The 13,736-nt window shown below is 65.5% G+C and carries 12 protein-coding genes and 1 pseudogene; 10 read left to right on the top strand and 3 right to left on the bottom strand.

The genetic code is table 11. The annotated features are described in order from the left end of the window. Positions 1 to 184 precede the first annotated feature (184 nt). From ACRQ5Q_RS14190 to ACRQ5Q_RS14145, 10 genes and pseudogenes are all read left to right on the top strand, one after another. The gene (locus ACRQ5Q_RS14190; protein ID WP_439398421.1) at positions 185 to 1,267 is read left to right on the top strand and encodes a lysylphosphatidylglycerol synthase transmembrane domain-containing protein; all 1,083 of its coding nucleotides are present in this window, start codon (positions 185 to 187) and stop codon (positions 1,265 to 1,267) included. Between the two features lie 86 nt (positions 1,268 to 1,353). Beyond that, on the top strand, positions 1,354 to 3,306 hold the full coding sequence (locus tag ACRQ5Q_RS14185; RefSeq protein ID WP_439369294.1) for a hypothetical protein: 1,953 nt from the start codon (positions 1,354 to 1,356) through the stop codon (positions 3,304 to 3,306). Between the two features lie 289 nt (positions 3,307 to 3,595). Next, a pseudogene (locus tag ACRQ5Q_RS14180) lies at positions 3,596 to 3,766 on the top strand (MFS transporter); the annotation flags it as partial. A 122-nt stretch (positions 3,767 to 3,888) separates the two neighbouring features. Further along, a complete protein-coding gene (locus tag ACRQ5Q_RS14175; RefSeq protein WP_439369295.1) occupies positions 3,889 to 4,794 on the top strand; it encodes a LysR substrate-binding domain-containing protein in 906 nt (301 codons plus the stop codon). A gap of 126 nt (positions 4,795 to 4,920) precedes the next feature. Continuing rightward, on the top strand, positions 4,921 to 5,865 hold the full coding sequence (kdgD, locus tag ACRQ5Q_RS14170) for a 5-dehydro-4-deoxyglucarate dehydratase (RefSeq protein WP_439398419.1): 945 nt from the start codon (positions 4,921 to 4,923) through the stop codon (positions 5,863 to 5,865). A gap of 26 nt (positions 5,866 to 5,891) precedes the next feature. Then, positions 5,892 to 7,235, top strand: coding sequence for a glucarate dehydratase (gene gudD / locus ACRQ5Q_RS14165; protein WP_439398417.1), 1,344 nt, complete (start codon positions 5,892 to 5,894; stop codon positions 7,233 to 7,235). A gap of 23 nt (positions 7,236 to 7,258) precedes the next feature. Then, positions 7,259 to 8,707 (top strand): aldehyde dehydrogenase family protein, encoded by a 1,449-nt coding sequence (locus tag ACRQ5Q_RS14160; RefSeq protein WP_439369300.1) that lies wholly within the window; start codon positions 7,259 to 7,261, stop codon positions 8,705 to 8,707. A gap of 95 nt (positions 8,708 to 8,802) precedes the next feature. Then, positions 8,803 to 10,344, top strand: coding sequence for a galactarate dehydratase (gene garD / locus ACRQ5Q_RS14155; RefSeq protein ID WP_439369301.1), 1,542 nt, complete (start codon positions 8,803 to 8,805; stop codon positions 10,342 to 10,344). A gap of 110 nt (positions 10,345 to 10,454) precedes the next feature. Further along, positions 10,455 to 10,625 (top strand): hypothetical protein, encoded by a 171-nt coding sequence (locus ACRQ5Q_RS14150; RefSeq protein ID WP_439375646.1) that lies wholly within the window; start codon positions 10,455 to 10,457, stop codon positions 10,623 to 10,625. 142 nt (positions 10,626 to 10,767) lie between these two features. Further along, on the top strand, positions 10,768 to 11,037 hold the full coding sequence (locus ACRQ5Q_RS14145) for a hypothetical protein (RefSeq protein ID WP_439369302.1): 270 nt from the start codon (positions 10,768 to 10,770) through the stop codon (positions 11,035 to 11,037). Between the two features lie 52 nt (positions 11,038 to 11,089). Here the strand turns inward: ACRQ5Q_RS14145 and ACRQ5Q_RS14140 are convergent, their stop codons facing one another. The 3 genes from ACRQ5Q_RS14140 to ACRQ5Q_RS14130 all read right to left on the bottom strand — a co-directional run bounded on the left by ACRQ5Q_RS14140 (position 11,090) and on the right by ACRQ5Q_RS14130 (position 13,685). Further along, a complete protein-coding gene (locus tag ACRQ5Q_RS14140) occupies positions 11,090 to 11,446 on the bottom strand; it encodes a hypothetical protein (protein WP_439369304.1) in 357 nt (118 codons plus the stop codon). Positions 11,447 to 11,886: 440 nt separating this feature from the next. After that, positions 11,887 to 12,486: a DUF2147 domain-containing protein gene (locus ACRQ5Q_RS14135; protein ID WP_439398415.1), complete on the bottom strand. Its 600-nt coding sequence runs from the start codon at positions 12,484 to 12,486 to the stop codon at positions 11,887 to 11,889. A gap of 170 nt (positions 12,487 to 12,656) precedes the next feature. After that, entirely contained in the window at positions 12,657 to 13,685 is a 1,029-nt protein-coding gene (locus tag ACRQ5Q_RS14130; RefSeq protein ID WP_439398413.1) for an NAD(P)/FAD-dependent oxidoreductase, read from the bottom strand. Between the last annotated feature and the right edge of the window lie 51 nt (positions 13,686 to 13,736).

Raw genomic sequence — 13,736 nt, 5'->3', positions numbered from 1 at the left:
AACCGCATATGACAAAAGTAGCTGCTCTGGCGCAGAACCTGTCCTTGTCAAGGGCTGCACAAGTCACCGTTTTTGCCTTAAATGAGCTGGATCATATCCAGCGATCGACACTGCCTTCGGCAACGATCGCGCCCGACTGGCCAATGCCCGGCCGGGTCGGTCTTGCCCCCCGCCGGGAGGATGAATGCACGGACTGCTGCCCGCGCTGAAACGCGGCTTCAAGAGATGGATTGGCTGGCGGCGCCTCGGAATTGCCGCGAGCGTCTTCATCATCGCCTTCGCGATCACAACGCTGGTGCGGACCCTCAAGGGCATCGATACCGGTGTGATCCTGACCGCGTTAACCGAGATTCCCCGCGGCAGCATCGGGCTGGCGGCGATCTGCGTCTTCTTCGCGTTCTGTACGCTGACCTTCTACGACTTTTTTGCACTGCGAACGATCGGCAAGAAGCACGTTCCTTATCGCATCGCAGCGCTCTCCAGCTTCACGTCCTATTCAATCGGCCACAACATCGGCGCCACGGTGTTCACCGGTGGTGCGATCCGCTTCCGGATCTATTCGGACTATGGGCTGAACGCGATCGACGTCGCGAAAATCTGCTTCCTGTCGGGCCTGACCTTCTGGCTAGGTAACATCTTCGTGCTCTCGATCGGCATGGCCATCCATCCGGATGCCGCGTCCTCGATGGACCAGCTCCCGTCGTCGCTCAACCGGCTGGTCGCGCTCGGTGGCCTCGCTTCGATCGGCGCCTATCTGGTCTGGCTCTGCATGGGCGAGAAGCGGCGCGAGCTCGGCCAGAAGGGCTGGAAGGTGGTACTGCCCTCGGCGCCGCTGACGCTGGTGCAGATCGTGATCGGCGTGGTCGATCTCGGCTTCTGCGCCACGGCGATGTATCTGCTGATGCCGACCAATCCGCCGATCGACTTCCTCTCGCTCGCCGTGGTGTTCATCCTGGCGACGCTGCTCGGCTTCGCCAGCCACGCGCCCGGCTCGATCGGCGTGTTCGACGCCGCCATGCTGGTGGCGCTGCCTGAATTCGGCCGCGAGCAGCTCCTGGCGACGCTGCTGGTGTTCCGCCTGCTTTATTTCGTGATCCCGTTCGGGCTCGCCATCTCCATCATGGGCACGCGCGAGCTCTGGATGAACGTGGTCGAGCCCTGGCAGGAGCGGCGGCGGCTGGCGGAGGCCTGCGCCCAGGCCAATCTGCCCAAGCAGGTGACGCCGATGGAGCGCGAACGGCTGCTGCGGCAGGCCAATAAACGGTAAGCTGCGATCTGGACCCAGAGGGGTTGCCCGCGGAGAGGCAATCCTCTCTTATTTCCGCCTCAACTTTGCCGTTGAAAACGCGGGCCATGATCCCTGTAGCCCTTCGCACACTTTCCGCCAGCGTCCTGCTGCTTGCCGGAATTCTGACCGCCTTGCCGCTTCCGCGCGCGGCGGCGCAAAATGCCGGCGCCATGCAGATTTCCTGGGAGGTGCGCAACCGCTTCCGCCTGTTCCGCGAGGAGCGCGACTTCCTGCTCCATGTCGAGAATGCGCGTAACCGCAGCATTCTCGCCGCCGAGCAATCGCTGGAGCTGCAGAGCGAGGGGCGCGGCTGGGCCCGCAACATGGTCAACCGGCTCTGCATCGATCTGCAGGGCCGGGTCAACCAGCCCTGCACCCGCGACAACGTCAAAGAGAACTACATCACGCCGGTCGACCATCCGGTGACGGTACGTCTCGTCGGCGCGGTGCCGGTCGGGGCCACCTGTGCCTGGTCGTTCGACGACGGCGACGGCCCGCAGGCCTCGACCTTCGACTGTGCCGAGCCGGTCAATCTGCGTGTCCGCTACGGCAAGCAGACGGTTGCGACCGTCGATGTCTCCGCCGGTGCCGACCCGACCCAGCGCGTCCAGACCGAGATCCAGGTCCGCGACGTCTTCGTCGCCGGCTTAGGAGACAGCATCGCCTCCGGCGAAGGCAATCCGGACCGCCCGCTGGCCCTGTCGGACGAAGGTTTTTGCTTCCGCTCCTATCTCGGCACCGCCGGTGCGCAGTACTACCGGCCGAGTCGCGCCGGCTACAAGGGCGGCCGCGCCTGCGAGGCGCCGGACACACTCGCCAACTGGCAGCACTACAGCGCGTTGTGGTTCAATGCGCCCTGCCATCGCTCGCTCTACAGCTACCAGGCCCGCACCGCACTGGCGCTCGCTGTGCGCTACACCCACATCGCCGTGACCTATCTGCCGCTCGCCTGCACCGGCGCCAGCATCGGCGACGGGCTCCTGGGCTCGCAGCGCGCCCGAGAATGCCCGCCGGGCAAGACCGGCGTGTGCAGCACCAGCGTGAACGCACAGGTCGCCGAGCTGCGCGAAGCGCTCACCGCGGCCAAGAAGCGGCAGCCGGACCGCACGCTCGATCTCGTGCTGCTGTCGGTCGGCGCCAACGACGTGTATTTCTCCGGCCTCGTCGCCGACGTCATCGTCGACACCGCCACCGAGCGCGCGCTGTTCCGCCGCTCCGGCGTGATGGCCAGCGTCGAGGATTCCCGCGACGCGCTGACGCGCGAGCTGCCGCAGAATTTCGTCAAGCTGCGCGAGGCGCTGAAGCCGCTGGTCGGCGGCGACCTCTCGCATGTGGTCTATGTCTCCTACGCCAATCCCGCGCTCGCCGATGGCGGCGTGCCCTGCCGCGGCGGTCGCGCCGGCTTCGACATCCATCCGTCCTTCAACGCCGATCCGCAGCGCCTTGCCCGTGTCTCGACCTTCGTCGACACCGAGTTCTTGCCGCAGCTGAAGGGGCTGGCCACCTGCACGCGCGGTGCGCTGTGCCGCGATCCCGAGGCCGACCGCATGACCTTCGTCGACACGCATCAGGCCGCGTTCGCCGACCACGGCTTCTGCGCCCATTCCGGCAACGACCCCGAATTCGACCGCAGCTGTTTTGCCGAGAACGGCCAGAGCTTCAACCCTGACATCGTGAGCGCGGCGAGCCAGCCGATGCTGTGCGGCCGCGGCGCCTCGGAGTACCGCGCCTACCTGCCGCGCGCGCGCTGGATCCGCGACGCCAATGACAGCTATTTCGCCGCGATGACCTATCCGCAAGGGCTGCCGGCGGCGAGCCAGCCGACCGACATCCACGACGCCACCTGGGGCGTGCTCTCCGCCGTCTATGGCGGCGCCGTGCATCCAAGCGCCGAAGGCCACGCCGCCATGGCGGACGCGGCACTGCCAGCTGCAAGCGCGGTGCTCGGCCTAGATGCCGTGCCGCCCAACGTGACGCGCGGATTTCTGCCGCAACTGCTGCCTAGCGCGCAGCAGTAGGCTACGCGGCGACATCCTAGCCCGCCCCGCCGTCATTGCGAGCGCAGCGAAGCAATCAGAGTCCCTCCGCGAAAAGATTCTGGATTCGCTGCGCTTGCAATGACGAGCTTGGGGCTGGCCTCTCGTCCACCCTCACGATCGTTCCGCTCACCTGCCGTTCCATCAATCCAAAAACGGCATCGATCGATACTGCCTTGAACTTGGACACCTTGCCGCACGCGCCTCTAGGACTCGCCTTCAGGAAACATTTCGAGTTCTAAGGAGGGGCGTGATGAGCGCACTGGTGTCCGGCAACCTCTCCTCGACCATCACCACGATCGTGATCGGCTACATCCTGGCTGCGACCGGCTCGTTCAACGGCGCACTGGTGTTCGTCGGCCTCAACGCGCTGGTGACCGCCTTCGCCTATCTCGTCATCGTCGGAAAGATCGAGCGGGTGACGCTCAAACGTTCCTCCTGAGGGCTCCCATGGGAGCTTGACCAGGCAACTCAACGGCGGCTTCACGGCCGCCGTCTTTGTTTTGAGGATGATCGATGCTAGAAGTGCCGGGGAAACGCCTTATCCATCTAAGGCATGTATCGATGTTCGACCTCAACCAGCTCCGCTGTTTCGTCACGGTGGCGGAGGAATTGCATTTCGGCCGCGCCGCCGCGCGGCTGAACATGACCCAGCCGCCGCTGTCCCGGCAGATCCAGGTGCTCGAGCACATCATCGACGCCCCGTTGCTGGAGCGCACCAGCCGCTCGGTGCGCCTGACGCCGGCGGGACGCAGCTTCCTGCCGGAGGCGAGGCGCATCCTGAAGCTTGCCGAAAGCGCCTCGCAGGTCGCCCGCCGCATCGCGCTCGGCAAGACCGGCTCGCTGAAGATCGGCTTCACCGCGGCAGCCGCCTACGGCTTCCTGCCCGAGCTAATCGCCGCCTGCCGCGCCAGGCTGCCCGAGGTGGACTTCTCGCTGAAGGAGATGGTGTCCGGCGACCAGTTCGAGGCGCTGACCTCCGGCCAGATCGACGCCGGCCTGCTTCGGCCGCCGATCGCGCGGCCCGAACTGACCAGCCGCCGCGTCGTGGCCGAGCCGCTGCTCGCCGCGATCCCGAAGAAGCATCCGCTGGCCAATGCCGACAGCATCACCATCAAGGACTTCGACGACCAGCCCTTCGTGATGTATTCGCCGTATGAGAGCCGCTACTTCCACGATCTGCTGGTGGCGCAATTCACCCGCGCCGACGTGCTGCCGCGCTATGTCCAGCATCTCAGCCAGATCCACTCGATCCTCGCCATGGTCCGCGCCGGCCTCGGCCTTGCCATCGTGCCGGCGGCGGCGGCGGGCCTCAAGATCTCCGATGTCCGGCTGCGGCCGCTCAAGCTGCGCAACCGCGTGCCGGTCGAGCTGTTCATGGTCTGGCGCCGCGAGGACGAGAATCCGCTGCTCTCCGCGCTGGTCAAAATCGCCGGTGAATTGTCCTCCGCGGAGGTGGGGGAAGATTGATGCTCATTGCGCATCGGTCGATATAGGCTTTGGGTTGGACGCGCATCGAACGGTTGCCTAAACCACGGCGCATGGACGCGCAGCCTTCTTGCGTCCTCCACAACACGCGATAAGGGAGCCGCGCCCATGAGCAAGATGACCCCGCAGGAAATGGCCCGGAAGATCGGATCGGGCCTCCTGTCCTTCCCCGTCACGCCGTTCAAGGCGGACTACTTCTTCGACGAGGCGACTTACCGCGCCAACATGGACTGGCTGTGCGGCCATGACGTCGCAGGTCTATTCGCCGCCGGCGGCACCGGCGAGTTCTTCTCGCTGACCCCGACCGAGGTTCCGCAAGTCGTGAAGGTCGCCGTCGACGAGACCAAGGGCCGCGTGCCCGTGCTCGCCGGCACCGGCTACGGCACCGCGATCGCCCGCGAGATCGCGATTGCCGCTGAAAAGGCCGGGGCCGACGGCCTCCTGCTGCTGCCGCCCTATCTCACGCATTCCGAGCAGGAGGGCCTTGCCGCCCATGTCGAGGCGGTCTGCGCCGCCGTGAAGATCGGCGTCGTCGTCTACAACCGCGACAACGCCATCCTCCAGCCCGACACGCTCGCGCGGCTTGCCGAGCGCTGCCCGAACCTCGTCGGCTACAAGGACGGCATCGGCGACATCGAGCTGATGACCCGCGTCTACACCAAGCTCGGCGACCGCTTCACCTATGTCGGCGGCCTGCCGACCGCGGAAACCTTCGCGCTGCCCTATCTCGACATGGGCGTGACGACCTATTCCTCGGCCGTGTTCAACTTCGTGCCGGAATTCGCCACCAACTTCTATGCCGCCGTGCGCAAGCGCGACCATGCGGCGATCCACGCCGGGCTGAAGGATTTCATCCTGCCGCTGATCGCGATCCGCAACCGCAAGAAGGGCTATGCGGTCTCGATCATCAAGGCGGGCATGAAGGTGATCGGCCGCGATTCCGGCCCTGTCCGTCCGCCGCTCACCGACCTCACCGAGCAGGAAATCGCCGAGCTGACGGCGCTGGTGAAGAAGCTGCCGGCCGCACGATCGTCACAACAGGCTGCAGAATAGCCGAACACGACAGGGAGGATTGTGCGATGGCCCGGACCGAGATTTCTGGCGCACCGGTCGTCACAGCGATGCAGGTGATCCCGGTCGCGGGCCGCGACAGCATGCTCCTCAACCTCAGCGGCGCGCATGCGCCGTTCTTCACCCGCAACGTCGTCATCCTCACCGACAATGCCGGCCACACCGGCGTCGGCGAGGTGCCGGGCGGGCAGAAGATCTGGCAGACGCTGCAGGACGCGCGCGATCTCGTCATCGGCAAGACCGTGGGCGCGATGAACAACATTCTCGCCGACGTCCGCACCGCCTTCGCCGACCGCGATGCCGGGGGCCGCGGCAAGCAGACGTTTGATCTTCGCGTCATGATCCACGCGGTCACGGCGATCGAATCCGCGCTGCTCGATCTGCTCGGCCAGCATCTGGGCCTGCCGGTCGCCGCCCTGCTCGGCGAAGGCCAGCAGCGCAAGAGCGTCGAGACGCTCGGCTATCTCTTCTTCGTCGGCGATATCAGCAAGAGCAAGCTCGACTACATCAAGGGCGAGACCGGCACGGCGGAATGGTTCAACCTCCGCCACCAGGAAGCCATGACGCCCGAGACCGTGGTGCGGCTCGCGGAAGCCACCCACGACCATTACGGCTTCGCTGACTTCAAGCTCAAGGGCGGCGTGCTCCGGGGCGAGCAGGAGATCGAGGCCGTCACCGCGATCGCCAAGCGCTTCCCCAATGCACGCGTCACGCTGGACCCGAACGGCGCCTGGTCGCTCGATGAAGCGATCAGCCTCTGCAAGGGCATGCACGGCATCCTCGCCTATGCCGAGGATCCCTGCGGCGCCGAGGCCGGCTTCTCCGGCCGCGAGATCATGGCCGAGTTCCGGCGTGCCACGGGGCTGCCGACCGCGACCAACATGATCGCCACCGACTGGCGGCAGCTCTCCCATGCGCTGCGCCTGGGCGCGGTGGACATCCCCCTCGCCGATCCCCATTTCTGGACCATGCAAGGCTCGGTGCGCGTGGCCCAGACCTGCCGTGACAACGGCCTGACCTGGGGCTCGCACTCCAACAACCATTTCGACATCTCGCTCGCCATGTTCACCCATGTCGGCGCAGCCGCCCCCGGCAAGGTCACCGCGATCGACACCCACTGGATCTGGCAGGACGGCCAGGCGCTGACCAGAGAGCCGCTCCAGATCAGGGGCGGCAAGATCGCCGTGCCTGACAGGCCGGGCCTCGGCATCGAGATCGACCGCGCCGCCATCGAGGCCGCGCATGAGCTCTACAAGAAGCATGGACTCGGCGCCCGGGATGACGCTATGGCCATGCAGGACCTGATCCCCGGCTGGACCTTCGACGACAAGCGTCCCTGCCTCGTGCGTTAAAAACGTTCCCCTGGAGGAAAAAGATGACAGCGATCCTGAAAAACTTCATTGGCGGTGAATGGGTCGACGGTTCCGGCGTCACCAAGAACATCAACCCCTCCAACACCAACGATCTCGTCGGCGAATACGCCAAGGCCGACAAGGCGCAGACCGAGAAGGCGATCGCCGCCGCCAAGGCCGCCTTCCCCGCCTGGGCACAGTCGACCCCGCAGGTGCGCTACGACGCGCTGAACAAGGTCTCGACGGAAATCCTCGCCCGCAAGGAAGAGCTCGGCCGCCTGCTCGCCCGCGAGGAAGGCAAGACGCTGCCGGAAGGCATCGGCGAGGTCGCCCGCGCCGGCCAGATCTTCGCGTTCTTCGCCGGCGAAGCGCTGCGCCTGCTCGGCGAGAAGGGCGCCTCGGTGCGTCCCGGCCTCGACGTCGAGCTGACCCGTGAGCCGGTCGGCGTCGTCGGCATGATCACGCCCTGGAATTTCCCGATCGCGATCCCCGCCTGGAAGATCGCGCCTGCGCTCTGCTACGGCAACACCGTGGTGTTCAAGCCCGCTGAGCTCGTGCCGGGCTCGGGACATGCGCTCGCCGAAATCATCACCCGCTCCGGCATTCCCGCTGGCGTGTTCAACCTCGTCGTCGGCTCCGGCTCCGTCGTCGGCCAGACCTTGCTCGACCATCCTGATGTCGCGGCGATCTCCTTCACCGGCTCGGTGCAGACCGGCCGCAAGATCGCGCAGGCCTGCGTGCTGTCGAACCCGATGAAGAAGTTCCAGCTCGAGATGGGCGGCAAGAATCCGCTGGTCGTGCTCGACGACGCCGACCTCAAGACCGCCGTCGAGGTCGCCGTCAACGGCGCCTATTTCTCGACCGGCCAGCGCTGCACCGCCTCCTCCCGCCTGATTGTCACCGAAGGCATCCATGATCGCTTCGTCGCGGCGATGGCCGAGCGGCTGAAAGGCCTGTCAGTCGACGACGCGCTCAAGGCCGGCGTGCATATCGGCCCCGTGGTCGACCAGAGCCAGCTCGACCAGGACCTGCGCTACATCAAGATCGGCCAGGACGAGGGCGCCAAGCTTGCCTTCGGCGGCGAGCTGCTCAAGCGCGAGAACCCCGGTCACTATTTGCAGCCCGCGCTGTTCACCGACGCCAACAACAACATGCGCATCGCGCGTGAGGAGATCTTTGGCCCGGTCGCCGCGGTCATCCGCGCCAAGAACTACGAGGAAGCCCTCGCCATCTCCAACGACACGGAGTTCGGCCTCGCCTCCGGCATCTGCACCACCAGCCTGAAATACGCCTCGCACTACAAGCGCAACAGCGAGTCCGGCATGGTGATGGTCAATTTGCCGACCGCCGGCGTCGACTATCACGTGCCGTTCGGCGGCCGGAAGGGCTCGAGCTACGGCGCCCGCGAGCAGGGCTCCTATGCACGCGAGTTCTACACCACCGTGAAGACGGCCTATACGTATCCGGGCTGACGAGCGATGTTCGTGCCGCGGCGCAGGTGCCCACCTCTCCCCTCCGGGAGAGGTGAACGAAAACACGGCTTCTTCCGTTCTTGAGGCAAGCGCAGATGGACCAGGACGTCGCAGCGAAAGAGCAGCCCCGCTACATCAAGCTCAACGAGCGCGACAATGTCGCGATCGTGGTCAATGATTTCGGGCTTCCCGCCGGCTCCCGCTTTGCCTGCGGCCTGACGCTGCGCGCCTTCGTGCCGCAGGGACACAAGACCGCGCTGGTCGACATCGCGCAAGACGCACCGATCATCCGCTACGGCGAGATCATCGGCTACGCGCTCTCGCCGATCCTGGCCGGCGAATGGGTCGATGAAGCCCGCATCCGCATGCCGGAGGCCCCTGCCCTCGACAAGCTGGAAATCTCGACCGCCGTCCCCGCACCGCTGCCGCCGCTCGAAGGTTTCACCTTCGAGGGCTATCGCAATCCGGACGGTTCGGTCGGCACCAAGAACATCCTCGGCATCTCCTCCTCCGTGCAATGCGTCAAGGGCACGATGGAATATGCGGTCAAGCGCATCCGCGCCGAGCTGCTGCCGAAATATCCGAATGTCGACGACGTAGTGCCGCTGACGCATGCCTATGGCTGCGGCGTCGCCATCACCGCACCCGACGCCGTCGTGCCGATCCGCACGCTGCAAAACCTCGCGCTGAATCCGAACTTCGGCGGCGAGATTCTCGTCGTTGGCCTCGGCTGCGAAAAGCTCGCGCCCGAGCGGCTCGTGCCCGAAGGCGTGAATGACGCCATCGTCCGCATGCAGGACGAGGCCTTCGACGGCTTTGGCGCGATCGTCGATGCGATCATGACTCAGGCCGAGGCGCGCCTGAAAATTCTCAACACCCGCAAGCGCGAGACCTGCCCCGCCTCCGATCTCGTCATCGGCCTGCAATGCGGCGGCAGCGACGCCTTCTCCGGCGTCACCGCCAACCCCGCCGTCGGCTTTGCCGCGGACCTCCTGGTCCGCGCCGGCGCCACCGTGATGTTCTCGGAAGTGACCGAAGTGCGCGACGCGATCCAGCTCCTCACCCGGCGCGCCATCAACGAGGACGTCGGCCGCGCGCTGGTGCGCGAGATGGCTTGGTACGATTCCTATCTCGCGCGCGGCGGCGCCGACCGCAGCGCCAACACCACGCCCGGCAACAAGAAGGGCGGCCTCGCCAACATCGTCGAGAAGTCGCTCGGCTCGATCGTCAAGTCCGGCTCGAGCGCCATCACCGGCGTGCTCTCGCCCGGCGAGAAGGCGACGCGGAAGGGCATGCTTTTCGCGGCGACGCCGGCAAGCGACTTCATCTGCGGCACGCTCCAGCTCGCCTCCGGCATGACCTTGCAGGTGTTTACCACCGGCCGCGGCACGCCTTACGGCCTCGCGGCCGCGCCCGTGATCAAGGTCGCGACCCGCAGCGAGCTCGCGCGGCGCTGGAAGGACCTGATCGACTTCGATTCAGGCAGCATCGCCACCGGCGAGAAGACCATCGAGGAATGCGGCTGGGACCTGTTCCGCCTGATCCTCGACGTCGCCTCCGGCCGCACCAAGCCCTGGTCGGACCGCTGGGGCATCCACAACGACCTGACGCTGTTCAATCCGGCGCCGGTGACCTAGATAAGACCTAGATAAAGCGTTTTCGAGCGAAGTGGATACCGGTTCGCGAAGAAACGCGTCACGGCGCAGCCGACGGCGCCGGCCTCGGCTTGTCGATCGTCCGCGAGATCATGGCCGCAAACGGCGGCGAGCCCGTCATCGCCTCCGAGCCCGGCCGCGGCACGACGATGCGCGTTTCCCGAGACTGCCGCGGCGGCCAGCTCCGCAGCTCGAACTGCTGGAGCACTGAGCGAGGCGCATCGGCTTCCCGCACGAAACCATCCGGAAACATTGGCGCGTAAAACTTCTTCCCCGTTTCGTCCTCTCGCCCCAAGCAACCAATATCCGGGCCGACGGTAACAGGAATCCTCGCAAACGAGCGAACCTGCCCCGGCATCATCGCGACCAAACCTCCGATTGACATCTTTCACGGAGATTTTCCAAATGCGCGTTCTCTCGATGATTGCCATTGTCAGTGCAATGATTGCCAGCTCCGCTGCCGCGTTCGCCGGCGAGCTTCCCTCTTACGAAGTGAAGTCGTTTCCGATCTCGTCGACGCAGGTGCAGGTGCTCGGCAGCGCCGGCGTCGAGGAGCAGTCGACCGCGCCCGCGATGATCGTCGCCGGCATGCCCGCCTCGCCTGCGCAGGTCTCGGTGCTGTCGCCGCGCGTCAAGCGGCTTGCCAGCGCCAATTCGGACAGCGAGTCGCGCTAAACCTTCGCATTGCTTGCGGCGCCCGCACCCGATGCGGGCGCTGCGAGCGTTTTCAGGTCATGCTGCCCGGCATGAAGCAGCGCACGCGCGGGTGGCCGTCGACATAGTGCTTCCACACCATGGTGCGGCCGATCTTGTTCGGCTCGGTGATCACGGCTCCTTCCGGCACGACGACCCATTCGCCGTCGAGATGGACGCGGTAGCGGCCTTGGTCGGATTCCCAATCGACATCAGCGACCACGTAGCCGTCGGCATCCGAGCAGCACTGCCCGTACTCGCTGTGCAGGCTCTCGAACCAGGGTTTGAGCGGCGAGTTGGCGTAGCGCCCGTCGTCGCGCGCCTGCGCCGATGTCGCCAAAAGCGCGGTCAGGCCGAGCAGCATCACCGCACACGGTCTTGCAAGTGTCATGGCGTCTTCTCGCGGATCGAAGTCAGCGCCGCGAGGGACAGGCGCCGCCGTTCGCCTTCCGCACATGGCGGCAGGCGGTGAGACGGCGACTCGCTCCCCCAGCAGCTTTGCGACAGCCATGCAAATCCGGCGCCAGCCCGCATTCCGGAGAACTACTGCCCGGGTCTCGCCGATTCCGGGCAAGGCGGAAATGCACGAACTTCACTCCGGCGATTCAGGGCCCGATCTGGCGCCGGGGCATTATGTCCCGAGCCTGGGATCGCAGGCCTATTATGGTCTCGTAGGCAGCAAGATCGAGGCACGGACGAGCCGCACACTCGACTCTCATCGCCCGACTTGATCGGGCGATCCAGTATTCCAGGGACAGTGTAAGGCTACGAAGAGGGCGCGGCGTACTGGATGCCCCCGGTCAGGCCGGGGCGCGAGAATGCCGAAACAACCTACTGCTTAGGCCCCGGCGCCATCATCGCGCCGCCCTTCTTGGCTGCGGGCGTGGGGGCCGGCTTGGTTGCGGCGGCCTGCGCCGGCAGATATTTCGCGACGATGGCGGGATCGACCTGGGCGATGTTGGCGTCGGGCAGGCGCGTCCAGGTCTCGTCCTTGCCGAGCAGCGCGATGCCGAGATAGCCGCGCAGCGTCAGGGTCTGGCCATCGGGGCTGACTTTCATGTTGGCCTTCCAGATCTGGCCGTCGCGCGGATTGAGCACGTTGCCGCCTTCGTAATTCAATCCCTGGCGCTTCATGTTGCGAACGAAGGAGATGCCGAGCACCGGCGCATTCTTGCGATCGTCGGTGCACTTGCTGCAGACCTCGTTCGGATTGTCGCCGGGCCGCGGGAAGGTCTTGGCGATCACGCCTTCAAAGACGCCGCTGTGGTCGATGAAGAGGAACCATCCGACCGTCTTGCCGTCCTCGACTTTCTGCCAAAGGCCGGCAGCCGTCGGCTCCGCGGTCTGCGCCGCAGACGGGCTCACCGCAGCGACCGACACCACGAGCGCGAGGAAGGGCAGCAGCCGAAAGCTGGAAAAGAGAGTCCGCATTATCATCACCTTGCTGAGCCAATCGTCTTGCTGAGCCAATTGCCTTGCTAAGCCAAGTCTTTGTCAAGCCAAGACTATCCTAAGCCAAGACCGGAATGGCCGCACACTACGGCGATTTCGCGAATGGTTCCAGCACCAGAACCATGGGGGATCCGCCCCGCTCTCTCGCGTCAGTTGACTCCGAGCTTCTTTTGCAGGCTGGACGAGGAGGTCGTGTACTGGAACACGAGCCGCTTCTCCGGATAGACATAACGATGGGCCTTTTGCGACATCAGCGCGCCCTCGTGGAATCCGCACAGGATCAGCTTGATCTTGCCGGGATAGGTGTTGATGTCGCCGATGGCGAAGATGCCCGGCACGTTGGTCTCGAATGCGCTGGTCTCGACCGGCACGAGGTTGTTCTCCAGCGCAATGCCCCAGTTCGCGACCGGACCGAGCTTCATGGTCAGACCGAAGAACGGGAGCATGGTGTCGCAGGCGACCTCCGTGATGCTGTTGTCGTTGCCCTTGACGGTCGCACCCGTGAGCTTGCCGTCGGCACCGGAAAGCGCGGTGACCTGGCCGAGCCGCAGATCCATCTTGCCGCCGGCAACCAGCGCGCGCATCTGCTCGACGCTGTGGGGGGCTGCGCGAAATTCGTCGCGCCGGTGCAGAAGCGTGATGCGCTTGGCGAGCGGATGCAGGTTGAGCGTCCAGTCGAGCGCGGAATCGCCGCCGCCGACGATGAGCACGCTCTTGTCGCGGAACGTCTCCATCTTGCGCACGGCGTAGTGGACGGACGTGCCCTCGTAAGCCTCGATCCCAGGCACCGGCGGGCGCTTGGGCTGGAACGAGCCGCCGCCGGCCGCGATCACCACCACCTTGCATTCGAACACCTTGCCGGCGTCGGTGGTGCAGCGAAACGCGGGGTCGCCTATCTTCTCCACCGTCTCGATCATCTCGCCGAGATGGAAGGTCGGATGGAACGGCTTGATCTGCTCCATCAGCGCGTCGGTGAGCCCCTGCCCGGAGACCTGCGGAATGCCGGGAATGTCGTAGATCGGCTTTTCCGGATACAGCTCGGCGCATTGGCCGCCGACCTTGTCGAGGATGTCGACGAAATGCGCCTTCATGTCGAGAAGGCCGAGCTCGAAGGCGGCGAACAGACCGCAGGGGCCGGCGCCAATAATCAGCACATCGGTTTTGATCACGTCGCTCATGTCGTCTCTTTATCGGTCGTTATCGGTTGGACGGCGCCCGTTGGGCAGAGG

Origin of the sequence: Bradyrhizobium sp. PMVTL-01 (assembly GCF_051861855.1) — a bacterium.
Taxonomy (GTDB): domain Bacteria; phylum Pseudomonadota; class Alphaproteobacteria; order Rhizobiales; family Xanthobacteraceae; genus Bradyrhizobium.
The sequence above is the reverse complement of the archived record's forward strand: the minus strand, read 5'-3'. Positions and strand labels throughout refer to the sequence as shown.

What these genes read in the sequence shown, in the direction of transcription:
- ACRQ5Q_RS14140 (WP_439369304.1), bottom strand. Translation starts at nt 11,446, where the DNA reads ATGACACTTGCAAGACCGTGTGCGGTGATGCTGCTCGGCCTGACCGCG.
- garD (WP_439369301.1), top strand. Translation starts at nt 8,803, where the DNA reads ATGGACCAGGACGTCGCAGCGAAAGAGCAGCCCCGCTACATCAAGCTC.
- ACRQ5Q_RS14175 (WP_439369295.1), top strand. Translation starts at nt 3,889, where the DNA reads ATGTTCGACCTCAACCAGCTCCGCTGTTTCGTCACGGTGGCGGAGGAA.
- ACRQ5Q_RS14145 (WP_439369302.1), top strand. Translation starts at nt 10,768, where the DNA reads ATGCGCGTTCTCTCGATGATTGCCATTGTCAGTGCAATGATTGCCAGC.
- ACRQ5Q_RS14135 (WP_439398415.1), bottom strand. Translation starts at nt 12,486, where the DNA reads ATGCGGACTCTCTTTTCCAGCTTTCGGCTGCTGCCCTTCCTCGCGCTC.
- gudD (WP_439398417.1), top strand. Translation starts at nt 5,892, where the DNA reads ATGGCCCGGACCGAGATTTCTGGCGCACCGGTCGTCACAGCGATGCAG.
- ACRQ5Q_RS14130 (WP_439398413.1), bottom strand. Translation starts at nt 13,685, where the DNA reads ATGAGCGACGTGATCAAAACCGATGTGCTGATTATTGGCGCCGGCCCC.
- ACRQ5Q_RS14150 (WP_439375646.1), top strand. Translation starts at nt 10,455, where the DNA reads ATGGCCGCAAACGGCGGCGAGCCCGTCATCGCCTCCGAGCCCGGCCGC.
- ACRQ5Q_RS14160 (WP_439369300.1), top strand. Translation starts at nt 7,259, where the DNA reads ATGACAGCGATCCTGAAAAACTTCATTGGCGGTGAATGGGTCGACGGT.
- kdgD (WP_439398419.1), top strand. Translation starts at nt 4,921, where the DNA reads ATGAGCAAGATGACCCCGCAGGAAATGGCCCGGAAGATCGGATCGGGC.
- ACRQ5Q_RS14190 (WP_439398421.1), top strand. Translation starts at nt 185, where the DNA reads ATGCACGGACTGCTGCCCGCGCTGAAACGCGGCTTCAAGAGATGGATT.
- ACRQ5Q_RS14185 (WP_439369294.1), top strand. Translation starts at nt 1,354, where the DNA reads ATGATCCCTGTAGCCCTTCGCACACTTTCCGCCAGCGTCCTGCTGCTT.